This is a genomic window from Ramlibacter sp. AN1133 (genome assembly GCF_037890035.1).
GTDB lineage: Bacteria > Pseudomonadota > Gammaproteobacteria > Burkholderiales > Burkholderiaceae_C > Ramlibacter.
Window position 1 is genome coordinate 216,975 of sequence record NZ_JBBKTQ010000003.1, and the last position, 24,761, is coordinate 241,735.

The following is a 24,761-nucleotide window of genomic DNA, read 5'->3' on the forward strand; positions in this document are numbered from 1 at the left end:
AATTGCCATGTCTATTCGCTGACCGTTCCGAGCAGCTTGTGCTCGATCGCATAGCGCACCAGTTCGACCTGCCCCGCGAGGGTCATCTTGTCGAGGATGTGGGACTTGTGCGTGCTGACGGTCTTGATGCTCAGCGAGAGTTCGTCGGCGATGTCGCTCAGCGACGCGCCGTGCACGATGCGGCTGAAGATGCAGTACTCGCGGTCGGTGAGCCGGTCGTGCGGCAGCGCGTCGCCCGAATGGCTCGCCAGCAGCTCGGTGACCTCGGGGCTCACGAAGATGCGGCCCGCCGCGGCCCGCCGCATCGCGCAGATCACGGTGTCGGGGTCGGCCCGCAGCGACAGGTAGCCGAGCGCGCCGGCGCGGATCGCGCGCAGCGCATAGAGCTCCTCCCTTTGCGCGCTGAACACCAGCACCGGCAGCCGCGGCCGTTCCGCCTTGATCAACTTGATCAACTCGAGCCCGCTGCGCCCCGGCATGGTGAGGTCCAGCATGACCAGGCCCCAGTCGCGCACGCGCACCATGTCGAGGGTGTCGCGGCCGTCCGCGGCCTCGCCGGCCACGGCCAGGTCCTCGCTGCAGGCGACCAGCGCGCGCAGGCCGGCGCGGACCACCGGGTGTTCATTGGCAAGCAGGACTTCGATGCGCACGCGGCTACTCCAGGGTCGGATCGAGCAGCTTGTGCTCGATCGCATAGCGCACCAGGTCGACATGCCCGTGCAGGTTCAGCTTGTCGAGGATGTGCGACTTGTGCGTGCTGATCGTCTTGATGCTCAGCGACAGGTCGTCGGCGATCTCGGTCAGCGCGTGGCCGCGCACGATGCGGTCGAAGATTCCGTATTCGCGGTCGGTCAGCAGCGTGTGCGGCGGCGCGTCGGCGCGGCGCGAGGGGTCGATCGACAGCAGCGCGGCGACCTCCTGCGTGAAATGCACGCCGCCCGAGGCGATGCTGCGCATGGCCGACAGGATCGTCTCGGGATCGGCGTCCTTGGCCAGGTAGCCGCTGGCGCCGGCGCGGATCGCGCGCAGCGCGTAGTGCTCCTCGCTCTGGGCGCTGAACACCAGGATGGGCAGGCGCGGCAGCTCGGCCTTGATCAGCTTGATCAGTTCGAGCCCGCTGCGCCCGGGAATCCAGAGGTCGAGCACGGCGAGGCCCCACGCCCGCGAGCGCAGCAGCTCCAGGGCGGCATGGCCATTGCCGGTCTCCGCACCGACCACCAGGTCGTGCGTGCCCTCGATCATGCGGCGCAGCCCGCAGCGAACGACCGGATGGCCGTCAGCGAGCATCACTTCTATTTTCATTTCAGCCCCGAGCCGGGGTCGGCATGTGTGTGGCGGCGTGTTCCGCTCTTGTTGCCTCGCCCGGGTTTTCCCTCAGAATGAGCGCATCGTCCTCGCAAGCGACATTTCGCGACTTGACGTGAATCAACCGAAATGTCGCCCGCGGGGGAAGGGTCCACCGATGACGCCTGCGCGCGACTGGCGCGGCGCGCTGTCGTGCCCTGGCAACGGCCGCGGGCCCGGCGTTCGCCGCCGCGCCCTGCATGCTCTGCCTGCCACGTCCTACAGCCGGCGCGGGCCGGCTTGCCCACGATTCCCGGATCAAGGAACCGCCATGCCCGCACCCACCAGTTCGCGCACCCTGTGGAAGGGCGCCATCAGTTTCGGCCTCGTGCACATTCCCGTCACCCTGCACTCGGCGACGGCGGAAAACCGCATGAAGTTCAACCTGCTGAACAAGTCCACCATGACCCGCGTGGGCAACCAGCAGGTGGACAAGTCCTCCGGCGAAGCCATGCCGCGCGAGGAGGTCGTCAAGGGCTTCGAGGTCGAGAAGGACCAGTTCGTCGTGCTCACGCCCGATGAGATCAAGGCCGCCCTGCCCAAGTCAACGCAGACGATCTCGATCGAGGCCTTCGTCGAGCGCGAGCAGATCCCCGCCGTCTTCTTCAACAAGCCGTACTACGTCAGCCCGGGCGGCAAGGGCGGCCAGAAGCCCTTCGCGTTGCTGCGCGAGACGCTGGCGCGCACGAACAAGGTGGGCATCGCCCGGGTGGTGATCTCCACGAAGCAGCACCTCGCGGCGCTCATTCCGCAGGGCAAGGGGCTGGTGCTCAACCTGCTGCGCTGGTCCGACGAAGTGCGCGATGTCGCCGGCCTCGCCTGGCCGGGCGACGACGTGACGGTCAGCGCCGCCGAACTGAAGATGGCGGAACAGCTGGTCGAAGCGATGGCGGGCGACTGGCAGCCGGACCTGTTCCACGACGAGTTCCGCGAGAAGCTGATGGAGCTGGTCGAGCAAAAGCAGCGCGAAGGCGGCCTGCACCAGGTGGCGCCGCTGCCCGGCGAGGACGTGCCGGCGGCCAGAGCCGAGATCATCGACCTGACCGAACTGCTGCGCCGCAGCCTCAAGGGCAATGCGCCCGCGGCGAGCGCCGCGGCCGCCCCGGCGGCAAGGAAGAGCGCGGCCAAGCGCGAGCAGGCGGCCAACGACGAAGCGGCTCCCGTCCGCAAGGCGGCTGCCCGCAAGACCACCCCCACGGCGCGTGCGAGCGTGAAGCCCGCCACGACGCGGCGCAAGAGCGGTTGACCGCCCGGGGGTTCGCGATGAAGTGCATGCGCAGTGCTGCCACCCTGCTGGTGGTGGCCGGGCTCGCCCTGGCGGGCTGCCGCGACCGGCCGGCACCCGGCAACACCGCCGTGCTCGGAGGGTATGGCCACCAGCCGGCGCCCACCGCGCCGGGCCTGACCGATGCGCACGGGCAAGCCATCCCGCCACCGCCCGCGCCCGCCGGCACGACAGCGCAGCTCGTGCGCTCCGGCGACGAAACGGCGCTGGCCGCGTGGGTGCAGGACGGCCACGTCGTCGCCTGCGCTTTCGCCCGGCCCGGGGGCTGGGGCGAGGCGCGCGCGCTGGAAGACATCTACGGCCAGGCGAGCGACCCGCAGCTCGCGAGCAACGGGCGCGGCGTCGCCATGGCCGTGTGGCGCCACACGGTCGGCACCATCGAGAGCCTGCGCTTCAGCCGCTTCGATGCGGCCTCCGGCTGGACCGCGCCGGACGTGCTGCCGGGGGCGCTGCCGCGCCCGCATGTCGAAGGCGCGGCCCGCGACGACGATGCCCCCCGCCTGGCGATGGATGCGCAAGGCAACGTGACGGCACGCTGGACGAGCGGCTTCGCGCCGACCGAGGAGCAGGTCGCGCGCTACACGCCCGGCCAGGGCTGGTCGCCCCCGCTCAGCGAGCCGGTGGCCTCGGCGCCGCCGGCGGCGCCGGCTGCTGCCCGCTAGCCGGCGCGAGCTGCCGCGCCTCGGCGAGCACCCAGTCGGCGAACGCCTGCGCGCTCGGGTGGCGCGCCGCATACGGCGCCAGCGTCACGAAATAGCCGCGGCGCGAGGCCGCCGGACTGCGGAACGGGGCCACCAGCTTCTTCTCGCGCACCAGGTCCGCCAGCAGCGGCAGGCGGCCGATCACGACACCCTGCCCCGCGACGGCGGCCGCCACCGCCTCGCCGTAGCGCGTGAAGCGCAGCGTGTGCGACATGCGCACGGCCGACAGGCCCATGAGTTCCAGCCACGGCTCCCATTCGGCGGTCAGCGGTGCGTCGTGCATCTCCACCGCCAGCAGCGTGTGGCGCTCCAGGTCGGCCGGCGTCTTCAGCGGCCGGCGCGCATCGCGCAGCAGCGCCGGCGCGCACATGGGCTGCACTTCCTCCTCGAACAGCAGCGGCCCGTGGCCCTGCGAGCCCGGCACGAAGCGCACGGCGACGTCGACGTTGCCGCGCTCCAGGTCCACCAGTTCCAGCGTGGCGGAGATGCGCACGTCCACGTCGGGGTGCGCCGCGGTGAAGCGCACCAGCCGCGGGATCAGCCAGAAGGAAGCGAAGCCCGGCGTGCACGTCACGGTGAGCTGCTGGCGCGCGGCGGTGCCGCGCACGCGCGCGGCCGCATCGCGCAGGCGCTCGAGGCTGTCCTCCACCGCGCGGTGCAGGATGCGCCCGGCCTCGGTGAGCACCAGCGCCCGGTGGCGGCGCTCGAACAGCGCCGCACCGACGCTGTCCTCGAGCTGCTGGATCTGCCGGCTGACGGCCGACTGCGACAGTGCGAGTTCATCGCCGGCGCGGGTGAAGCTCAGATGCCGCACCGCCGCCTCGAAGGTGTGCAGCAGGTCCAGCCGCAACTGGCGCGAGCGCGGCGCCGGCGCACTTTTCGCATTCCCAGGATGCATGCGTTCCATGCAAATCCACCGTTTCTCCTCGTGGGGGCCGGCCAGTATATTGATTCTCCAATCGCATGCGAAGGAGCCCCCGCGATGCAAGCCGTCCCCACCATCACCCTGCCCGCCCGGCAGTTGTTCGAGATCACCGACGCGGCCGGCGTGCGCATCCTGTGCACGGCCGGAAGCCTCTGGCTCACGCTCGACCACGACCCGCGCGACGTGGTCCTGCAGCCGGGCGACAGCTTCGAGGCCGAGGCGCCGCGCCGTCTGTTGATCTACGCCTTCGAGCCGTCCACGTTCGCGCTGGCCGGCGCGCCGCTGCGCAACGTGCGCCACAGGATCTCGAGGAACAGGTCCACGGCCATCGCCTCGCCCGGCGTCTGGACCGCCACGCGCGCCGCGGGCTGAATCTTCCCCTTCCGGCCGCCCGCACGGGCGCACCGGATCGGCAGGTGTTGGCATGCATACACGCACGCACATGCGCGCACATGCAATGCACATACCTCTGCGCGACGTGAGGCTTTGTCCTACACCCGGCTCGGCAGGTTGATGACACGATCGTCGCACCCCCGAATCGCCAGATCCCGTCGCCGAAGTTGTTGCCAGCCGTTCCGTCCCTGCCTGCCGCGGGCTGCCTGCCCGCCCTGCGCGCCGCCACCCGCGCGCACCACGAGCGCCTCGATCGCCTCATCGACCTGCGCCGCCTGCGCGACGCGCGCCGGTACGCTCGCGTGCTGCAGGTGCTCGATGGCTTCCTCGCCGCCTGGGAACCGTGCGTCACGCCGGCCCTTCCGCCGGCGTGGCACGCGTGGCTGCGGCAGCGTTCGCGCCGCCCCTTCCTGCAGCAGGACCTGCGCGTGCTCGGACTCGCGGCCGGCGCGCATCCCGGGGCGATGTCGCCGTTCGCCACCGCGGGCGCCGCGTGGGGATCGGTCTACGTGATCGAAGGCTCCGCGCTCGGTGGCCAGGCGATCACCCGCAGCCTCGCCGACGCCGGCCTGCGGCCCGACCGCGGCGCGGCCTACTTCCATGGCTGGGGCACCGCCACCGGCGCGATGTGGAAAGAGGTGCGCACGCTGCTGGACCAGCAGCTCGCCGATCCCCACATCCTCGTGCAGGCGTGCGAAGGCGCCTGCGCCACCTTCGACGCGCTGGCCCTTCATCTCGAAATCGCATTGCATGAGCGCCCTCCCCTTGCCTGACCTCGCGCAATGCGCGACCGAACCGATCCGCACGCCGGGCGCGATCCAGCCGCACGGGCGCATGGCCGTGGTCGCCGCCGGCGACGGCCGCCTGCTGGCGTGCAGCGCCAACTGGGCCTCCGAGGAGGAAGCGAAGGACGCGATCGCCCGGCTGCCGATCGACAGCGGCCCGCTGCAGGCCGGCCACGGCCCCGCCTGGCTGGGAACGCTGGCCCTGGGCGGCAGCAGCTTCGACGTCGCCGCGCACCGGCAGGGCGAGTTCGTGATCGTCGAATACGAGCCGGCGGGCCCCGCCTCCGGCCTGCACGCACCGATCTACTCGGTGGCGCGCGACCTGCTGCCGCAGGTGCAGCGCGCGGATTCCATCGCCACGCTGTGCGAGATGGTGGCGCGCGAGATGAAGCGCCTCACCGGCTTCGGCCGCTGCCTGGTGTACCGCTTCGACGCCGACGGCCACGGCGAGGTGCTCGCGGAGCGGCTCGATCCCGGCTACGCCTCCTACGCCGGCCACCGCTTCCCCGCCACCGACGTGCCGGCGCAGGCGCGCGCCCTCTACCTGGCCAACCACATCCGCCTGATCCCGGACGCGAACTACGAGCCGGTGCAGCTCGCTGCGGCAGGCGGCGCGCCCGATCCCGCGGGGCTCGACCTGAGTTTCGCCAGCCTGCGCAGCGTGTCGCCCGTGCACCTGGAATACATGCGCAACATGGGCACCATCGCCTCCATGTCGGTGTCCGTGGTGTCGCGCGGCCGCCTGTGGGGCCTGATCTCCTGCCACGACCACGAGGCGCGCCACCTGCCCTTCCAGACCCGCGTGGCGTGCGAGCACCTGGGGCGGCTGCTCTCGCTGCAGATCCAGGCGCAGGAAGACAACGCCGAGGGCGCGCAGCGCCTGGCCCTGCACCAGCGCGTGCTGACGCTGGTGGCGATGATGGCCGAAACGGACGGCACGCTGCAGCGCCTGACCCACCCCGACCTGGCCCTGCACCAGCTGGCCGACGCGACCGGTGCCGCGGTGGTCCTGAACGATTCCGCCTGGACCATCGGCGAGACGCCGCCCCCCGACACCTTGCGCCAGCTTGCGCACTGGATCGCCGGGCGCGGCGGCGAGATCTTCTGCACCGACCGGCTGCCGGAACTGTACGAGCACGGAGAGGCCCTGCTGCCCGGCTGCGCCGGCGTGCTCGCCATCTCGATCTCGCAAGTGCACCGCCACGTCGTGATGTGGTTCCGGCCCGAGCTGGTGCAGACCATCCAGTGGGCCGGCGACCCGCGCCAGAAGCTGCCCGGCGAGGGCCGCATCCATCCGCGCCAGAGTTTCCAGAGCTGGCAGGAGCGCGTGCGGGGCCGCTCGGCGCCCTGGCAGGTCGCGCAGCAATCGGCCGTGTCGGAGCTGCGGCAGGCCCTGCTGGCGCTGGTGCTGCGGCGCGCTGAGGAACTGGCCGGCCACGCGGTGGAGCTCGGTCGCATGAACAAGGAGCTGGAGGCCTTCAGCTACACCGTCTCGCACGACCTGCGCGCGCCGATGCGCCACATCGCCGGCTACGTCGACCTCGTGATGGAAGACAACGCGAAGAAGCTCGACGAACGCTCCACGCGCTACCTGCGGCACGTGAAGGACGCCGCCGCCTACGCCGGCAAGCTGGTCGACGCCTTGCTCGACTTTTCCCGCCTGGGCCGCTCGGCGCTCAAGCCGCACTGGATCGACACCATGGCGCTGGTGGAGGACCTGGTGGACGAACTGGGCCAGCAGGAAAAGGGCCGGGCGATCGAATGGGAGATCGCCCGCCCGCTGCCGCGCCTGTGGGCGGACCCGCTGCTGCTGCAGGGGGCCGTGCGCAACCTCATGGCCAACGCCGTGAAGTACACGCGCGGCCGCCATCCGGCGCGCATCCGCGTCGCCGCCATCGCCCTGCCCGAGGGCCACGGGCTGGAGATCAGCGACAACGGCGTCGGCTTCCCCATGAAATACGTGGCCAAGCTGTTCGGCGTGTTCCAGCGCCTGCACCGCACCGAGGACTTCGACGGCACCGGCATCGGCCTGGCGAACGTCAAGCGCATCGTCGAACGCCACGGCGGCATCGTGTGGGCGCGCGGCGTACCCGACCAGGGCGCCACCTTCGGCTTCGTGCTGCCGCCGCCCGCCGTCGCCGGGCCCGTCCCCCCGCAAACCGACAACGAGGAGTCCGCCTGATGCTCAAACCCATCCTGCTGGTCGAGGACGATCCCCGCGACCTCGAACTCACCCTGGTGGCGCTGGAGCGCAGCCAGCTCGCCAACGAAGTCGTGATCGTGCGCGACGGCGAGGCGGCCCTCGAATACCTCACGCGCACCGGCGAATACGGCTCCCGCACCGAAGGCAATCCCGCCGTGGTGCTGCTGGACCTGAAGCTGCCCAAGGTCAATGGGCTGGAGGTGCTGCAGACGGTGCGCTCCACGGAGTCCCTGCGCAGCATCCCGGTCGTGATGCTCACCTCCTCGCACGAGGAAACGGACGTGCTGCGCAGCTACCAGCTCGGGGTCAACGCCTACGTGGTCAAGCCCGTGGAGTTCAAGCAGTTCGTCGAGGCGATCGCGGACCTCGGCATCTTCTGGGCGGTGCTCAACGAGCCGCCGCCGGGCTCGCTGCGCACGAGGCGGCGCCATGAGTGAGGGGGTGGCCGGCGTGGCCAGTCCGCTGCGTGCCCTGCTGGTCGAGGACTCGCGCCTCGACGCCGAGCTGGTGCGCGTGGAGCTGGAACGCACCTGGCCCGAAGTGCAGCTGCAGGTGCTGCGCGACGAGGCCGCGTTCCTCGCGGCGCTGCGCACCCAGGCCTGGGACGTCGTGCTGTCCGACTTCGAGCTGCCGGGATTCACCGGCGCGGACCTGCTCGCGCAGCGCAACGAGATCGCACCGGAGATTCCCTTCATTTTCGTGTCGGGCGTGATCGGCGAGGACAATGCCGTGGAACTGCTCAAGACGGGCGCCACCGACTACGTGAGCAAGAGCCGGCTGGCGCGGCTCGCGCCGGTGCTGCGGCGCGCGCTGCGCGAGGCCGAGGACCGCAGCGCGCGCACGCGGGCCGAACGCCAGCTGCGCCAGGCCGACCGCACCTTCGCGCGCGTGCTCGACGCCTTGCAGGACTACGCGGTGATCCTGCTCGACGACACGGGCCGCGTCCAGTTCTGGAACCGCGGCGCCCGCCTGATCTTCGGCTATGCCGCCGGCGAGATGCTGGGCGAGTCGGCGCAGCGCCTGTTCGCCCCCGAGGACGGCCCCGCGGAAGCCCTGGCGGCGGAGATGCACGCCGCCCGCGCGCAGGGCCGCGCGAGCGACAACCGCTGGCTCGTCGCGCGCGGCGGCCAGCGCCTGTGGGCCGAGGGCGTGCTGACGGCGCTGGAGGACGACCAGGGCCGCCCCTCGGGCTTCTGCAAGCTGGTGCACGACGGCACCCAGCGCCATCTCGCGGGCGAGGCGCTGCGCGCCGCCAAGGAGGAAGCCGACCGCGCCAACCAGGCCAAGGACCGCTTCCTGGCCGTGCTGTCGCACGAGCTGCGCACGCCGCTCGCCCCCATCACCACCGCCGTCCACGTGCTGGAGAAGGCCGCGAAGCTCGACGAGCGCCATCGCGACCTGCTGCCGATGATCCGGCGCAACGTGGCGCTCGAGGCGCGCCTGATCGACGACCTGCTGGACCTCACGGCCATCCATGCCGGCAAGGTGAGCCTGCACAAGGAGCGCGTCGACATGCACCAGCTGGTGCACGCGGTGGTCGGCATGGTGAGCGACACGCTGCGCGACAAGGGCATCGAACTGCAGCTCGTGCTCCAGGCGCGCGATCCCTTCGTGGAGGCGGACCAGGCCCGCATGCAGCAGGTGCTGTGGAACATCGTGCGCAACGCGCTGAAGTTCACGCCGGCGGGCGGCCACGTGCGCCTGCACAGCGAAAACCGCGACGGCGAATTCCGGCTGGCGTGCACCGACTCGGGCATCGGCATCGCGGGCGAGGCGCTGGCCCGCATCTTCAGCCCCTTCGAGCAGGCCGATGCGGACGTGGCGCGCAACTTCGGCGGCCTCGGGCTGGGGCTGGCCATCGCGCAGGGGCTGATGGCGCAGCACGGCGGCGGCATCCGCGCCAGCAGCGACGGCCGCGGCAGCGGTGCCACCTTCACCATCACCCTGCCCTGCGCCGCCGCCGCCGCGCAGGAACCCGCGGCCGCCGCGGCCCTGGAGGCAGCGCCTTCCGAACGCAAGCGGGTGCTGCTGGTGGAGGACAACCACGATGCCGCCACCGTGCTGGCGCTGTGCCTGGAGGAATACGGCTACGTGGTGGAGCACGTGGCCACCTGCGCGGACGCCCTGCGCGTCGCGCGGGCCGGCACCTTCGATGCCGTGCTCACCGACCTCGGCCTGCCCGATGGCAGCGGCATCGACGTGGGCCGGGCCCTGTCGGGCCAGTTGCCCGTCGTGGCGCTCAGCGGCTACGGGCGCGACCAGGACCGCCAGCGTTCCTCGCAGGCCGGCTTCGCGGCCCACCTGGTCAAGCCGGCCGATCCGGCCCAGGTGCACGCCTGCCTCAGCGGGCTGCTCTCGGCCTCCGCGTAGGGCGCCGGCAAGCGCGGCGGGGCGCCCATGTCGGACGGCCATTGCGGTCCGGGTCTTACAGCCGTGCTGTGCCCGCCTGCCCATACTGCGAGCACATTAAACAGCACAGGGAGTCTTAGCCATGCGTAAGTCCGTTTTCGTGATCGCCGGTCTGGTGTCCGCCGCCTCCATCGCCCTGGTGGGCTGCGACGTGCAGAAGACGCAGGAGGGCAACGTCACCGTTCCGAAGTACGAAGTCTCCAAGACGCAGGAAGGCGACGTGACGCTGCCGAAGTACGACGTCGACGCGCCCAAGGTGGACGTGACCACCGAGAAGAAGGAAGTGGACGTGCCGAAGGTCGGCGTGTACACCGAGAAGGAAACGCTGACGGTGCCGAAGGTGGAGATCACCCCGGCCAAGGACCGCGACGACAAGGTCGCGCAGACCAAGAAGTAATCCGTCCGTTAAGCCAGGATTCGGGGCCGGCCATGCCGGCCCTTTTCCTTGGTGGGCTTGCGCGACGCGGCCGGGCGAGGCGTTGTCCGTCACGCGTGCCAGACAACTTCGCCATCTGGACCGGCAGCGCCCCGCAGAGTTGCCAACCGCCTTAGACTCGGCCTGCCCCCGGCCTGTGGGGCTTGCCACCGTGCCACACAAGACCATTCCCGCCCACGTCCTTCTCGTCGACGACCAGCCCGCCAACCTGCTGGCCCTGGAAGCCGTCCTCGACACGCTCGGCGTCAACATGGTGCGAGCCGTGTCCGGCCCCGAAGCCCTCGCCGCCGTGGGGCGCCAGGATTTCGCCGCGGTGCTGCTGGACGTGCGCATGCCGGGCATGGACGGCTTCGAGGTGGCGCGCGAGATCCGCGCCCGGGCCCGCTCGCGCTTCACGCCCATCCTGTTCGTCACCGCCGGCGACGACCCCGACGAGGCGATGCTCTCGGCGTACGCGCTGGGTGCCGTCGACTTCCTGGCCAAGCCGCTGCGCGCCGAGGTCCTGAAGGCGAAGGTCAGCGTCTTCGTCGAGCTGTACCGCAGCAAGGAGGAACTGCGCCTGCGCGAGCGGCGCGACTTCGAGCAGCGGCTGGAGGCCAAGGAGGAGCGCTACCGCGCCCTCTTCGAATCCATCGACGAGGGCTTCTGCGTGGTGCGGCTGGTGCGCGACGCGCAGCGCAAGGTCGTCGATTACCGCTTCGAGGAGGCCAACGAGGCCTTCACCATGCACACCGGCATCAAGGATGCGGTGGGCAAGACGATCCGCGAAATCGCCCCCGGCCACGACGGGCAATGGTTCCAGATCTACGAGCGGGTCGCGCGCACCGGCGAGGCCACCCGCTTCGTCGAGGAAGCCAAGGCCATGAAGCGCTGGTTCGACGTCTACGCCACGCGGCTGGGCGGCCCCGGCAGCGACCTCGTCGCCGTGCTCTTTTCCGACATCACGCAGCGCCTGCTCGCCGAGCAGGACCTGCGCCGCCTCAACGACGAACTGGCGCAGGCCAACCGGCGCAAGACCGAATTCCTCGCCACCCTCGCGCACGAGCTGCGCAACCCGCTCGCGCCCCTGTCCAACGGGCTGCACCTGATGCGCATGGGCGCGAGCAAGCCCGAGCTGCTGGAAAAGACCCGGCAGATGATGGAAAGGCAGATCCAGCACATGGTTCATCTCGTCGACGACCTGCTCGACGTGGCGCGCATCAGCACCGGCAAGGTGGAGTTGCGCCGCCAGCGTATCGACCTCAAGGAGGTGGTGGCCACCGCCGTGGAGACCAGCGCCTCGCTGATCGAATCGGGCCACCACAAGCTGCACGTGGAACTGCCCTCGCGGCCGCTGCCGATGGACGCCGACCCCACGCGCATCGCGCAGGTGGTCAGCAACCTCCTGAACAACGCCGCGAAGTACACGCCCGAGGCCGGCCGCATCACGCTGAACGTCCGGGTGGAAGGCAACGAGGCGGTGCTGTCGGTCACCGACACCGGCGTGGGCATCGACGCCGACGCGATCCCCAAGGTGTTCGAGATGTTCGCGCAGGTGCCCAGCAGCGCGGCCAAGCCGCAGGGCGGCCTGGGCATCGGCCTGTCGCTGGTGCAGAGCCTGGTCGCCCTGCATGGCGGCAGCGTGTCCGCCACCAGCCCGGGCGCCGGCCGCGGCAGCACCTTCACCGTGCGCCTGCCGCTGGCGGCGGCAGAGTCCACGGGGATGGAGGCCCAGTCGGCCGGTGCGCCCGCCACCTCCGGGCAGCTGCAGGTGATGGTGGTCGACGACAACACCGACGCCGCCGAGAGCCTGGGCGTGCTGCTGGACATCGAGGGCCACGCGGCGCACATCGCGCACAACGGCGCGGAGGCGCTGCAGATCGCCAAGGAGCACCCGCTCGATGTCGTGTTCCTCGACATCGGGCTGCCCGACATGAGCGGGTACGACGTCGCGCGGCGCCTGCGGATGTTGCCCGGCCTGCAGCAGACGATGCTGATCGCCCTCACGGGCTGGGGCACGCAGGACGACCGGCAACGCACGCGGGAGGCGGGTTTCGACCGCCACCTCACCAAGCCGGCGGAACTGCCGGCGGTGGAGGAACTGCTGCGGGCGGCCGCGCAGGCCAAGCGCGGGGACTGAGGGCGGGGACTGAGCGCGGGGCCAGAGCGCGAAGACGGAGCGCGGAGCCGGAGCGCTGGGGTGGCGGCGCTGGCGCGCCTGACCGCCAGCCTACAGGCGCTCCAGGACGTCCCGCACGATGTATCGCTGGGGTGGCGGCGCTGGCGCGCCTGACCGCCAGCCTACAGGCGCTCCAGGACGTCCCGCACGATGTCTTCCAGCATCGTGGCGAGCGCCGGCACGGTCGTGGTCGCCTGCGGCGCCTGGCGCGATTGCTGCCACAGCTCCGACAACGGATCCCGGCGCGCCTCCACGGCGGCCACCACTTCGCTGCGCCAGGCGGGCGGCGGCTCCTCGCGCGGCAGCGCGCGGTGCGAGACCACCAGGTACGTCAGCACCAGGCCCTCCGTGAACGTCTGCAGCAGCTCGTCGCCCAGTTGTACCTGCGGCTGGCCGCCGGCGGTGCCGCGGTTGCGCCAGGCCGCTGCCACATAGGCCGCACCGCCGCCGATCATCGCCCCGAGCGCGGCCGCCGCCCCGAGCGTGAGGCCGCCCGTGAGCAGGTCGATGCCCGCGCCCATCGCGGCACCGGTGGCGGCACCGGCGATGCCCGCCTGCGGCGTGTCCACCGGGTGCTGCTCGCTGAAGCCGCTGTCCAGGCGCGCACCGGCCACCGGCGCCAGCGGCGTGCCGGCGCGATAGAGCTGCACCAGCTCCGCCAGCATGGAGGCCTCGCCCGCGCGCAGCCGCTGCAGCAGCGCGTGCCGCGCGGCCTCGCGGGCGCGCTGGCTGGCATCGCGTTCGGCGGCGTTGACCAGGTGGCGCAGGCTCACCGGGGCGCTGCCGACATCCTCGCTGTCGCGCGCCGCGCGCACGAGTTCGGTCGCCAGCAGCCGCATCGCTTCGCCGAAGCGCACCGCATTGCGGTCCTTCCACGTGGCCGCCAGGCGCTCGAATCCCGCGCGCTTGGCGGTGGCCACGCGCGCCGCCGCCGCATCCAGCAGCACCGGGTCGCCCAGCCAGTGGGCCGTGCAGCGCTCCACCGGCAGGACCTGCGCGGCGATCCCCAGCTGCCGCGCCGCCTCGGTGCAGTCGTCGTCGTCGGGGGCGAGCACCAGCGTGGGCTGACCCACCCAGTGCAGCAGGCGGCTCGCCTGCCGCAGGTCGGCCGCCTTCGAAGGCACGACCAGCATCAGGTCGGTGTCGGCCAGCGTGGCCTGCACCGCATCGCGCTGCTCCTGCGTGCGCGGCGCCGCCTTGAAGCGGCCCAGCAGGTCCTGCAGCCAGGCCTGCGCGGGCGAGCCGCCGCCGGCCTGCGCCGTGACCACGGCGGCCGGCGGCTGGAACCCCGGCGGCACCTCGAACACGCGCAGCACGTCGCCCTTGGCCGTGCTCAGCACCGTCCAGGGCACGTGTTCGTCGGGGGGGGCCCGGTCGGCCACCTGGTGCAGCATGCGCAGCACCGCGTCGCGCCCCGGGCCATCGGCGGCCACCAGGCCGACGGTGATGCGCGCCGGGCTCACGCGCGCCAGCACCTGCACGAAGTAGGGGTCGCGCAGGTCCAGGCGGATCGCGCGCGCCTGCCGCTGCCGCCGCCAGCCGCTCCAGGCGGCCAGCACGAGCCGCGGGACGATCACCAGCACGAACAGCAGCGCCACGTACATCCAGACCCAGCGCCGCGCCTCCTCCACCCCGATGGCCGCGCCGGAGTGGAAGGACATGCGCTGCAGGTCCGCCACGCTGAAGGACTCGAACGGCAGCAGCGCCACCACCGGCGCGAACAGCACGCGCAGGAACGCATGCACCTGGCCCACGCCCAGCAGCGTGCTTTCCCAGCCGACGCGGTATTCGCGCACCACGCCGCCCAGCACGATGGAGATCGCCAGCCCCAGCGCCCAGCCGGCGGCACTCAGGTGCAGCAGCTGCTTGGCCCACAGCCACTGCTGGCTCGCGGTGGCCCGCAGCCAGTGTTCGTGGAAGCGCGCCACGACGTCCATGTGCAGCCGGCCGGTGCGGCGCCCGGACACCGGCAGCCCGGCGATCCAGCGCTGCACGCTGTGCAGCGGCAGGTGCGGCGCCTGCGGCAGGAACACCGACAGCAGCATCAGCAGGTACACGGCGAGGTTCCACGCCAGCACGCCGAGCAGCGGCGGCGACAGCATGTTCACCTGGTGCGGGTTGTCGATGCGGTCGATCGCGGCCCCCAGGACGCAGGCGGCGAGCGGCAAGGCGAGCAGCAGCCAGCGGCGCCAGCCTTCGGGGTCCTGCAGGGCGGCGATGCGGGGCTGGCGGTTGTCGACCACGGCCAGCATGCGGCGCGCGCGCTGCTGCAGGTACTGGGCGAAATCGATGCCGCCGGCGGCGCTGCCGCGGCTGGCCTCCAGGGCCTCGCTTTCGATCTGTTCGCGTTCGACGGCGCTCAGCAGCTTGCCCTGCGTGTCCACGTCCTCCACGGCGCGCGCCAGCACGAGCTGCCGCGCGCTGGCTTCGTCGAGGAGCAGGACACCGTCTTCCATCGCTGTTGCGAGTCTGCCCGTTTGCCTGAGTTCATGCTTGGCGCAATGCGCCGCCGAGCGTTAACCCTAATGCAATGATCCGGTTGCGGGGCCCGGCCCGCGCCCCGGGGACCCCCCGGCCAACCGGCAGCAGCGCGCCGCCGCGATCGTTCAGCGCGCCTGGCGCAGGAAGCGACGCACGTTGTCCGGGTCGTGCCCCACGTAGGTGACGGCGTGCTCCAGGTCCTTTTCGCTGCAGCCCAGCCAGTTGCACCAGTTGCGGCGTTCCCATTCGGGCTCCAGCTGGATCAGCAGCTGGTCGGCACCCGCCTTGTTCGCGTCTTCGGACATGGTCAGTTCCCCCTTTTCCGATGGCTCCAGGGTAGGCAGCGCCCCAGGGCGGGGCGGCAGGACGAGCCACCGCCTTGCTGTGCGCTGACGGGTTCGCCAGCTGTAGGAGGCCCGGCCGCAGAGCCGCCTGTCCTGCGGCTGGCTCCGGCGTGCGACTACAGGCCGGAGCCGCGGCGGCGGCGAGCATGGTTCCATTCGTCCAAAGGAGTCGTGCCATGCTGCTGCGCAAGCTGATCGTGTTCGCCGTCACGTCCGGGCTCGCCAAGAAGGCCTGGGACCATCACCAGCGCCAGGACAAGCGCAAGATGCCGGTCGACATCACCGAGGTGATCGCCCGGCCCGTGGCCAGCGCCGACCCCGCGGAACGGCGCGGCCAGCGCAAGGTGGGTGCGCGCCGGCGCAATGAGGGACCGGCATCGTAGCCGGGCCTGACGCTCCGCAACAGACGCTTCACAGGCAGGCTTTACACTGCCCGGATGCGTTTGTCGAAACCCCTGCTGATCCTCGCGATCGCCGCCGCCTGCAGCGTCACCGCCCAGGCCCAGTCCACCAATGGCAAGAAGGAACTCGTTGCCCGCATCCTGAAAGTGCAGCAGCCGGGCCTCGAGGCCCTGGCGCGCAACCTCGTGGAGCAGCCCGCGATGGAGATGCTGGATCGCGCGGGCGCCGCGCTGCCCCAGCGCGTGGCGCCGGAAAAGCAGGAAGCGGTGGGCCGCGACATCCAGAACGACGTCAAGAAGTTCGTCGACGACACCGTGCCGATCGTGCGCGAGCGCGTCGTGAAGCTGGCTCCCACCACCGTCGGCGCGATGATGGAGGAGAAGTTCACCGAACCCGAACTGAAGGAAATTGCGGCGATGATGGAATCGCCCACCTTCACCAAGTTCCAGGCCATGGGCGGCGAGCTCCAGCGCGCGCTGGTGGAAAAACTGATCGTGGAGACCAAGCCGCAGGTGGAGCCCAAGCTGCGCAGCCTGGAAGAAACCATCGCCAAGCGCCTGGGCGTGAACACCGCGGCGCCGAACAACGGCGCGCCGAAGGCAGCCGCGCCGGCGCCCAAGGCCCCGGCGAAGAAGTAAAGAAGGTTCTCGTCGATTTCCGGGAAGACCAAGACAAGGGCGGCCGATGGTGATCACGGTTCGCCGGTTGCCTCGGATCCGGACCAGGGCGTGACCGTCCGCCTCGCAGGCTGTGGAAATAATCCCGGCCTCCCCCGGCAAGCAGCCACGCCGCGCGCATCTCTGAAACCTGTGAGCGCGCGAAAAGGGCTCTAGCCCTGCAGCGCCTGGTGCATCCAGGTGCTGCCTTTCAGGTTGAAGACTCTCTTCATGTTGCACGCGAGCACGGCGAGGCTCAGTTCGCCTTTGGCGCCCAGCAAGCCGCGCATCAAGAGCCGCGCATTGCCCATGATCTGGTCCTTCATCGTGCCGAAGGGGTGTTCTACGGTCTGACGCCGTAGCTTCATGATCTGCGGATTGGCCTGAACCCGCCGGGCATTTGCATCCAGCGCGTCCTGGTACGCATGCCGCGATACGCTACGCTGGGCTGCGCCGGTGCAGCCCGGTTTCATTGGGCAGGCCCCGCAGTCACGTGCCTTGGCCATGTAGATCACCCTGTTGGTGTCGGCCCCCAATTTCTTGCGCCTGAGGATCTTGCCAGCAGGACACGTGTACTGGTTGTTCTCGGCGTCGAAGCGGAACGCATCCCTGTCCAGCAGCCCCAGCGGGTTCACTGCGCCTTTGGGAGCCACGAAGGTGGTGAGATTCTGCTTGCCCAAAGCTTCGATCTGGTCGCCGTTGTCGTAGCCGCTGTCGGCGAGTACGGCCTTCAGATCGGGCAGCACCTTGGCCGCGGCTTCCCCCATGGGCTGCAGCTGGCGCAGGTCGTTGGCGTCCGTGCTGACTTCGTGATGCACGATCAAATGGCTTTCGGTGTCCACTGCGGTCTGCAGGTTGTAACCCGGAGCGCCGTGCAGGCTCTTCATCGGCCGCGCCTGAGGCTCCGTGTGCACCAGGCTGTTGCCTTGCACGCCTGCGAGCTGCTCGACTTGCTGCTGGATCTGCTTGCGCTGCTCATGCAGCTGCGCCAAGGCGTGGCGCACATCTGCGTCACAAACATCGGTGCCGGCCTCCCGGTCGTCCTGAGCGTCCAAGGCCCGCAGGTACTCGGCAATCTCATCCGCATTGCGCTTGGCGCGCTTGGCCAGCTCCGCCGCGCTGAGGATCGCCTTTCGCGAAGCGACCGCCTTGATCTTGGTGCCGTCGATGGCCACCATCGTGCCCTTGATCAGACCTTTGGAGCGGGCGAAGTCCACAAAGCTCGCGCAAACCGCAACCAGGCCCTGCGTGTTGCGCCGGCGAAATTCCGCAATGGTCTTGAAGTCCGGAGCAAGCCGGCGTAGCAGCCACATGCATTCGACGTTGCATTGGCACGCCTGCTGCAGCTTCCGACTGGAGCGCACTCCATTGAGATAGCCCCAAAGATACAACGCCAGGAGATCCGCAGGGTCGTAGGGCGGCGCTCCGCGGCCCAGCGCCTGAGCCTTCTCAAAGCCCAAGACGGCGACATCCAAGCTCTGGACCCAGGCGTCGACCACCCGTACCAGCCGGTCCGGACCGACCATTTCGTCCAGCATGAGAGGAAACAACGCCGCTTGCTCTCTGCTCTGGCCGCTACGGTGTCCCATTTCAGCTCCAAGAAAAATCGCCTCCCCATGCAACGGTTGAGAGGCGACGCGGGACGACCGATTATTTCCACAGCCTGAGAGGCGGACAGGGATCCGTCCTGGTCCGGTCCGCAGGGCCCCCGGCTTCCAAGCTCGCGATCGACACGGTCACAACATCCGCGAAAGCATCATCCCGACTTCCCGGAAACCGGCGTAGAGCCAAGAAAAAGGGCCCCGAAGGGCCCCGTCGATTACAGCGTGTCGATGAAGCTGCGCAGCTTGTCGCTGCGGCTCGGGTGCTTCAGCTTGCGCAGCGCCTTGGCCTCGATCTGGCGGATCCGCTCGCGGGTGACGTCGAACTGCTTGCCGACTTCCTCCAGCGTGTGGTCCGTGCTCATCTCGATGCCGAAGCGCATGCGCAGCACCTTGGCTTCGCGCGGCGTGAGCGAGTCGAGGATGTCCTTGACCACGTCGCGCAGGCCGGCCTGCATGGCGGCTTCGATCGGCGCGGTGTTGCCGGTGTCCTCGATGAAATCGCCCAGGTGGGAATCGTCGTCGTCGCCGATCGGCGTCTCCATGGAGATCGGCTCCTTGGCGATCTTCATGATCTTGCGGATCTTGTCTTCCGGGATCTCCATCTTGGCGGCCAGGATGCTGGCGTCCGGCTCGAAGCCGAACTCCTGCAAATGCTGGCGCGAGATGCGGTTCATCTTGTTGATCGTCTCGATCATGTGCACCGGGATGCGGATCGTGCGGGCCTGGTCCGCGATCGAGCGCGTGATGGCCTGGCGGATCCACCACGTGGCGTAGGTCGAGAACTTGTAGCCGCGGCGGTATTCGAACTTGTCCACCGCCTTCATCAGGCCGATGTTGCCCTCCTGGATCAGGTCCAGGAACTGCAGGCCGCGGTTGGTGTACTTCTTGGCGATCGAGATCACCAGGCGCAGGTTGGCCTCGATCATCTCCTTCTTCGCCTCGCGCGACGAGGCCTCGCCCTCGTTCATGCGGCGGTTGATTTCCTTCAGCTCGTGCAGCGGCACCACCACCTGCATCTGCAGGTCGATCAGCTTCTGCTGCAGTTCCTGGATGGCCGGGATGTTGCGCTGGATGACGATGCTCCAGGGCTTGCCGGCGGCGGCCTGCTTCTCGACCCAGCGCAGGTTCAGCAGGTTGGGCGGGAAGTCCTTGACGAAGGTTTCCTGCGGCATGCCGCACTTGTCCACGATGATGCGGCGCAGCTCGCGTTCCTTCTTGCGGATGTCGTCCACCTGGCCGCGCACCATGTCGCACAGCTTCTCGATGGTCTTGGCCGTGAAGCGGATGGTCATCAGCTCCTCGGACAGCGCGTGCTGGCACTTCGTGTACGTGGGCGAGCCCCAGCCGTCCTTGTCGTAGGCCTTGTGCACCTTCTCGAACAGGCCGGCGATCTTGTCGAACTTCTCGAGCGCCGCGGCCTTGAGTTCTTCCAGCTTGCGCGTGAGCGCCTTGGAGCCGCCGGAGCCGTCGTCGTCGTCGTCGGCGTCGAATTCGTCGAAGTCTTCTTCCGCGACGTAGTCGTCGGCTTCGTTCGGGTTGGAGAAGCCGTCGACGATGCTGGAGATGACGATCTTGCCTTCGCGGATCTCGGCGCCCAGGCGCAGGATCTCGGCGATGGTGGCGGGCGAGGCGGAGATCGCCTCCATCATCGCCATCAGGCCGCCCTCGATGCGCTTGGCGATCTCGATCTCGCCTTCGCGCGTGAGCAGTTCCACCGTGCCCATCTCGCGCATGTACATGCGCACCGGGTCGGTCGTGCGGCCGAATTCGCTGTCCACGGTGGACAGGGCGGCTTCGGCTTCCTCTTCGGCTTCTTCTTCCGTCGCGGCGGTGGGGCCGGTGTTCGTCAGCAGCAGCGTCTCGGCGTCGGGGGTCTGTTCGTAGACCGCCACGCCCATGTCGTTGAGCATCGAGACGACGACTTCCAGCGTCTCGGCGTCGACCAGCTTGTCCGGCAGGTGGTCGGAGATCTCGGCGTGCGTGAGGTAGCCGCGCGTCTTGCCCAGCTTGATCAGCATCTTCAAGCGCTGGCGGCGCTTGAGCATTTCCTCTTCGGTCAGGACGGTCTCGTCCAGGCCGAATTCCTTCATCAAGGCGCGTTCCTTCGCCTTGCTGATCTTCATGCGCAGGGGCTTGGCCTTCTCGGCGACGGCCGCCACTTCCTCCACGGCGACCGGTTCGCTGTCCTCGAATTCGGTCTCGACGTCGCCCAGGTCCACTTCCTCGTCGGCCGCCTTGGCTGCGGGTTCGGCCGCCTTCGGCTTGCGGCCGCGCTTGGCGCCCGCGCCGGCCTTCGGCGTGTCGACCTCGGCCGTCGCCTTGGGCGGACGGCCCGGTTTCTTCTTCGCCGGCTCTTCCACCGCGGGGGCGGCGGCCTTGACGGACTTCTTCGTTTCTTCCTTGGCGGTGGCCTTTTCGGGCTTGGCGGGCGACTTGGTGGGCACGGGTTGGGCTGCTTTCGTTGCGGACTTCGAATCCGGCTTCAGGTCGCTCTTGACGACTTTCAGCTGGGCCTTGTCGGCGGAATGGGATGTCGGTTTGAGTGGCTTTCGGTCGTCGGGTTTCGCAGCGGGAGCGGGCTTCGCGGACTTTTGAACGGGCATGGGACCTCGAAACGGACAGCAGGTACGAAAAAGCGCCGCGAATCCCGGCACGGGGCGGCATCAGGCCGACGTCGGCCTCTCGGGTGGGCAAGATGGGTGGGCGAACATTTGGGGTGCAGTCCTTGCGGAAAAGTTGGCCTGTTGCCCGCTTGGGGACGCCGCTCGTTCGTGAGGGCTGGCCGGTCCGGAGGTGCTGCTGTCGCTCTTGCCGCTAGCAAACCCTACATTATACCAACGTTGCGGAATTTCAAGCCGTGGTAGTGGAGCGGGGCCTCAGGTGCGGCTCAACTGCAACAGCGCCTGCTGGCGCCGGGTGAGCTCGTACAGCCGCTCGGTGCGGGTCGGGTCGCTCTGGGGCAGCCTGGCGACCTGTTCGATTTCCAGGGCGACCGCGTCCAGATGGATGCCGACCACGGCCCGGCGCAGGTCGTCCTCGCCGAAGTCTGCGACCTCGATCGCCCGCCCGATCGGCTGCATGTTGTCCAGGTCCACCAGGCGGTTGGCCAGGTCCGCGAACGGCTGGCCTTCCAGGGCCAGCTGCAGCACCGCCCAGGGTTCGGCCCCGTGCTCGTGGGAGCGGGTGTCGATCCACGAGAAGAGGTCGCCGTGGGGCGGCTGCAGCTCGCACAGCAGGTGATGGTCGTCGTTGGTCAGCGTGTGCCAGGGCTCCGTGTTGCGCAGCAGGATGCGTGCCACCAGCTCCGCCAGCGCCACGGCCTTGGGCTTGATGGCCTGGCGGCGACCGGCGCCGTAGGCCCGTTTCCCGTAGGGCGCCTCGCCCCCGCGTCGCTCGCGCGAGCGCGGCCGGCCCGACCCGGGCGTTGCGACCCCCCAGATCTCCAGCAATTCGTGCGACCCCAGCTGGGCCCGGTCGGCCAGTTCCCCCAGCAACTGGCGCTTCAGCGCCCCCTCCGGCAGCAGCTTCCACAGCGGCCCGGCGTTGCTGACCATGTGGGAGCGGCCCTCCGCCGTCGCAAGGTCGCACCCGTCGGAAGCCGCCTCCACCAGGAAGGCGGACAGCGGCACGGCCTGGCGCACGAAGCGGGCGAAGCCTTCCTGCCCGTGCTCCCGGATGTAGCTGTCCGGGTCGTGTTCCGGGGGCAGGAACAGGAATTTGACCGTCCGGGTGTCGGTGGCATAGGGCAGGGCGCCGTCCAGGGCCTTGCGCGCTGCGCGCCGGCCGGCGGCGTCGCCGTCGAAGCTGAAGACCACGTGGTCGGTGAAGCGGAACAGCTTCTGCACGTGGTCGGGGGTGCAGGCCGTGCCCAGGGTCGCCACGGCGTTGGGGAACCCCAGCTGGGCCAGGGCCACGACGTCCATGTAGCCCTCGGTCACCAGCACGTAGCCCTGCGCGTGGATCGCGCTGCGGGCCTCGAACAGGCCATAGAGCTCGCGGCCCTTGCTGAAGACGGGGGTTTCGGGGGAATTCAGGTACTTGGGCGTGCCCTCGCCCAGCACGCGGCCGCCGAAGCCGATGCACTCGCCCTTGACGTTGCGGATCGGGAACATCACCCGGTCGCGGAAGCGGTCGTAGCGCTTGTTGTCCTCCTCGTTGACGATCACCAGGCCGCTTTCGGCCAGCAGGGGGTCGTCGTAGTTCGGGAACACGCTGGCGAGCGTGCGCCAGCCCTCGGGGGCGTAGCCGAGCCCGAACTGCTTCGCGACCTCCCCCGAGACGCCCCGGCCCTTGAAGTAGGCGACGGCGCGGGGCGAGGTGCGCAGGTGCTTGCGGTAGGCGGCCCCGGCCTTTTCCAGCACGTCGGTCAGCGTCTGCTGCTTTTCGCGCTGCTGCGCCGCGCGGGCGCGGTCCTCGGGCGAGCGGTCGTCGTCCGGGACCTGCATGCCGTACTGGCCGGCCAGGTCCTTCACCGCCTCGACGAAGTTCATCGAGGCGTAATCCATCAGGAAGCCGACAGCATTACCGTGCTTGCCGCAGCCGAAGCAGTGATAGAACTGCTTGGACGGGCTCACGGTGAAGGAGGGCGTCTTCTCGCCGTGGAAAGGGCACAGGCCCAGGTAGTTCGCCCCGCCCTTCTTCAGCTGCACGTGGCGGCCGACGATCTCCACGATGTCGGCGCGCGAGAGCAGGTCCTGGATGAAGTTCTGGGGGATGGCCATCGGGCTGTGGAGGGTACCGTAGTCCCGGCTACGGATTTGCGACCAGCAAAAAAGGGAATAACCTCTGTCGCGGCCGGCGCACCGGCCCATAACGACAGGAGACACAGGTCATGTCCAGCATTTTCGACCAGGACCTGCCGCGCAACGCGGCCAACTTCACCCCGCTGTCGCCGCTCTCGTTCATCGAGCGCGCCGCGGACGTCTATCCGCAACGCACCGCGGTGATCCACGGTTCGCTGCGCCGCACCTGGCTGCAGACCTACGAGCGCTGCCGGCGGCTGGCCAGCGCCCTGCAGCGGGCGGGGCTGCGCAAGGGCGACACGGTGGCCGTGATGCTGCCCAACACGCCCCCCATGGTGGAGGCGCACTTCGGCGTCCCGATGGCCGGCGCGGTGCTCAACACGCTCAACACCCGGCTCGACCCGGAGGCGATCGCCTTCATGCTGGAGCACGGCGAAGCCCGCGCGGTGATCGTCGACCCGGAGTTCGCGCCCGTGATGCGCAAGGCCATCGCCATGCGCAAGGAAGCGCGTCCCCTGCTGGTGATCGATGTCGAGGACGCGCTCTTCACCGGCGCGCCGCAGCGCATCGGCAGCGCCACCTACGAGGAATTCCTGGCCGGGGGCGACCCCGGGTTCGCCTGGCAGCTGCCGGCCGACGAATGGGACGCCATCGCGCTGAACTACACGAGCGGCACCACGGGCAACCCGAAGGGGGTGGTCTACCACCACCGCGGCGCGGCGATCAACGCGATCTCCAACATCCTCGAATGGGACCTGCCGAAGCACCCGGTCTACATGTGGACCCTGCCGATGTTCCACTGCAACGGCTGGTGCTTCCCCTGGACCATCGCGGCGCGCGCGGGCGTCAACGTGTGCCTGCGCCGCGTCGAGGCCAAGGCGATGATCGACGCGATCCGCGAGTACGGCGTCACGCACTACTGCGGCGCGCCGATCGTGCACGGCCTGCTGGTGAACGCGCCGGCGGAGATGAAGCAGGGCCTGCCGCGCGGCGTGAAGGCGATGGTCGCCGGGGCGGCGCCGCCGGCTTCGCTGATCGAAGGCATGGAGACCATGGGCTTCGACCTCACGCACGTCTACGGCCTCACCGAGGTCTATGGCCCCGCGACGGTCTGCGCCAAGCACGAGGAATGGGACCGCCTGGACATCGGCGAGCGCGCGCGGCTGAATGCGCGGCAGGGCGTGCGCTACCACCTGCAGGCCGCAGCCCGCGTGCTGGACCCGCAGACCCTGGAGCCCGTGCCCTGGGACGGCGAGACCATGGGCGAGATCATGTTCCGCGGCAACATCGCGATGAAGGGCTACCTGAAGAACCCGAAGGCGACGCAGGAGTCCTTCGCGGGCGGCTGGTACCACACGGGCGACCTCGCGGTGCAGTACCCGGACGGCTACATCAAGATCAAGGATCGCAGCAAGGACATCATCATCTCCGGCGGCGAGAACATCTCGTCGATCGAGGTGGAGGACGTGCTGTACCGGCATCCGGCGGTGCTGGCCGCGGCGGTGGTGGCCAAGCCGGATGCGAAGTGGGGCGAGACGCCCTGCGCCTTCGTGGAGATCAAGCCGGGGGCTCAGGTCACGCCGGAGGACATCGTCGCCCACTGCAAGAAGCACCTGGCGGGCTTCAAGGTCCCGCGGGCGGTAGTGTTCGGCGAACTGCCCAAGACCTCGACCGGCAAGATCCAGAAATTCGAGCTGCGGAAGAAGGCGGGCTCGGCGGCGGCGATCGACGTGTAGGGAAAGCGGACAGCCGGACGGCCGGACGGCCGGACAGCCGGACAGCCGACAGCCGGACAGCCGGACGCAGAGGACGCAAAGGGTACGCAGAGGACGCAAAGAAGACAGGTGAAGGGGGGCTTTCCTTCCTTCTTTCTCTTTTGCGTCCTCTGCGTAC

General features: G+C 69.6%; 20 protein-coding genes. 12 read left to right on the top strand and 8 right to left on the bottom strand.

Going from position 1 to position 24,761, the window contains the following annotated elements; all coding sequences use genetic code 11:
* Positions 1–11: 11 nt before the first annotated feature.
* Together WG923_RS05625 and WG923_RS05630 are read right to left on the bottom strand one after the other, a co-directional pair.
* Positions 12–650 (bottom strand): response regulator transcription factor, encoded by a 639-nt coding sequence (locus WG923_RS05625; protein ID WP_340349957.1) that lies wholly within the window; start codon positions 648–650, stop codon positions 12–14.
* 4 nt (positions 651–654) lie between these two features.
* Positions 655–1,287 carry a response regulator transcription factor gene (locus WG923_RS05630; RefSeq protein WP_340349958.1) on the bottom strand — a complete coding sequence of 211 codons (633 nt, stop codon included), beginning with the start codon at positions 1,285–1,287 and terminating at the stop codon, positions 655–657.
* Positions 1,288–1,615: 328 nt separating this feature from the next.
* Here WG923_RS05630 and ku point away from each other — a divergent pair, with 328 nt between their 5' ends.
* Entirely contained in the window at positions 1,616–2,590 is a 975-nt protein-coding gene (gene ku / locus WG923_RS05635; protein WP_340349959.1) for a non-homologous end joining protein Ku, read from the top strand.
* A gap of 26 nt (positions 2,591–2,616) precedes the next feature.
* The gene (locus tag WG923_RS05640; RefSeq protein ID WP_340349960.1) at positions 2,617–3,291 is read left to right on the top strand and encodes a hypothetical protein; all 675 of its coding nucleotides are present in this window, start codon (positions 2,617–2,619) and stop codon (positions 3,289–3,291) included.
* Here the strand turns inward: WG923_RS05640 and WG923_RS05645 are convergent.
* Positions 3,239–4,237, bottom strand: a complete 999-nt coding sequence (locus WG923_RS05645) for a LysR substrate-binding domain-containing protein (protein ID WP_340349961.1) — start codon at positions 4,235–4,237, stop codon at positions 3,239–3,241. The genes WG923_RS05640 and WG923_RS05645 overlap by 53 nt on opposite strands.
* A 75-nt stretch (positions 4,238–4,312) precedes the next feature.
* On the opposite strand from WG923_RS05645, the gene WG923_RS05650 reads away from it, so the two are divergent.
* The 7 genes from WG923_RS05650 (at position 4,313) to WG923_RS05680 (ending at position 12,600) form a co-directional block, all read left to right on the top strand.
* Entirely contained in the window at positions 4,313–4,627 is a 315-nt protein-coding gene (locus tag WG923_RS05650; protein WP_340349962.1) for a DUF2917 domain-containing protein, read from the top strand.
* A gap of 191 nt (positions 4,628–4,818) precedes the next feature.
* Positions 4,819–5,421: a biliverdin-producing heme oxygenase gene (locus tag WG923_RS05655; protein ID WP_340349963.1), complete on the top strand. Its 603-nt coding sequence runs from the start codon at positions 4,819–4,821 to the stop codon at positions 5,419–5,421.
* Positions 5,399–7,615 (top strand): ATP-binding protein, encoded by a 2,217-nt coding sequence (locus tag WG923_RS05660; RefSeq protein ID WP_340349964.1) that lies wholly within the window; start codon positions 5,399–5,401, stop codon positions 7,613–7,615. The genes WG923_RS05655 and WG923_RS05660 overlap by 23 nt, the downstream gene beginning before the upstream one ends.
* On the top strand, positions 7,615–8,073 hold the full coding sequence (locus WG923_RS05665; protein ID WP_340349965.1) for a response regulator: 459 nt from the start codon (positions 7,615–7,617) through the stop codon (positions 8,071–8,073). Before WG923_RS05660 ends, WG923_RS05665 begins: the two co-directional genes overlap by 1 nt.
* Positions 8,066–10,006 (top strand): hybrid sensor histidine kinase/response regulator, encoded by a 1,941-nt coding sequence (locus WG923_RS05670; RefSeq protein ID WP_340349966.1) that lies wholly within the window; start codon positions 8,066–8,068, stop codon positions 10,004–10,006. Before WG923_RS05665 ends, WG923_RS05670 begins: the two co-directional genes overlap by 8 nt.
* 121 nt (positions 10,007–10,127) lie before the next feature.
* A complete protein-coding gene (locus tag WG923_RS05675; RefSeq protein WP_340349967.1) occupies positions 10,128–10,442 on the top strand; it encodes a hypothetical protein in 315 nt (104 codons plus the stop codon).
* Between the two features lie 190 nt (positions 10,443–10,632).
* Complete coding sequence (locus tag WG923_RS05680; protein WP_340349968.1) at positions 10,633–12,600, top strand: hybrid sensor histidine kinase/response regulator; 1,968 nt, start codon at positions 10,633–10,635, stop codon at positions 12,598–12,600.
* 161 nt (positions 12,601–12,761) lie between these two features.
* Here the strand turns inward: WG923_RS05680 and WG923_RS05685 are convergent, their stop codons facing one another.
* Together WG923_RS05685 and WG923_RS05690 are read right to left on the bottom strand one after the other, a co-directional pair.
* Positions 12,762–15,095 carry a DUF3482 domain-containing protein gene (locus WG923_RS05685; RefSeq protein ID WP_340349969.1) on the bottom strand — a complete coding sequence of 778 codons (2,334 nt, stop codon included), beginning with the start codon at positions 15,093–15,095 and terminating at the stop codon, positions 12,762–12,764.
* 150 nt (positions 15,096–15,245) lie between these two features.
* The gene (locus tag WG923_RS05690; protein ID WP_340349970.1) at positions 15,246–15,425 is read right to left on the bottom strand and encodes a DUF3606 domain-containing protein; all 180 of its coding nucleotides are present in this window, start codon (positions 15,423–15,425) and stop codon (positions 15,246–15,248) included.
* 215 nt (positions 15,426–15,640) lie between these two features.
* Between WG923_RS05690 and WG923_RS05695 the strand changes: the two genes are divergently transcribed.
* The gene (locus WG923_RS05695) at positions 15,641–15,847 is read left to right on the top strand and encodes a hypothetical protein (protein ID WP_340349971.1); all 207 of its coding nucleotides are present in this window, start codon (positions 15,641–15,643) and stop codon (positions 15,845–15,847) included.
* Between the two features lie 54 nt (positions 15,848–15,901).
* Positions 15,902–16,504: a hypothetical protein gene (locus tag WG923_RS05700; RefSeq protein ID WP_340349972.1), complete on the top strand. Its 603-nt coding sequence runs from the start codon at positions 15,902–15,904 to the stop codon at positions 16,502–16,504.
* A gap of 191 nt (positions 16,505–16,695) precedes the next feature.
* Here the strand turns inward: WG923_RS05700 and WG923_RS05705 are convergent, their stop codons facing one another.
* From WG923_RS05705 to dnaG, 3 genes are all read right to left on the bottom strand, one after another.
* Complete coding sequence (locus WG923_RS05705; protein ID WP_340349973.1) at positions 16,696–18,111, bottom strand: IS1182 family transposase; 1,416 nt, start codon at positions 18,109–18,111, stop codon at positions 16,696–16,698.
* Positions 18,112–18,341: 230 nt separating this feature from the next.
* Positions 18,342–20,729 (bottom strand): RNA polymerase sigma factor RpoD, encoded by a 2,388-nt coding sequence (rpoD, locus tag WG923_RS05710; RefSeq protein WP_340349974.1) that lies wholly within the window; start codon positions 20,727–20,729, stop codon positions 18,342–18,344.
* A 273-nt stretch (positions 20,730–21,002) separates the two neighbouring features.
* Complete coding sequence (gene dnaG, locus WG923_RS05715; RefSeq protein ID WP_340349975.1) at positions 21,003–22,847, bottom strand: DNA primase; 1,845 nt, start codon at positions 22,845–22,847, stop codon at positions 21,003–21,005.
* A gap of 110 nt (positions 22,848–22,957) precedes the next feature.
* Between dnaG and WG923_RS05720 the strand changes: the two genes are divergently transcribed.
* The gene (locus tag WG923_RS05720; RefSeq protein ID WP_340349976.1) at positions 22,958–24,604 is read left to right on the top strand and encodes an acyl-CoA synthetase; all 1,647 of its coding nucleotides are present in this window, start codon (positions 22,958–22,960) and stop codon (positions 24,602–24,604) included.
* Positions 24,605–24,761 lie beyond the last annotated feature (157 nt).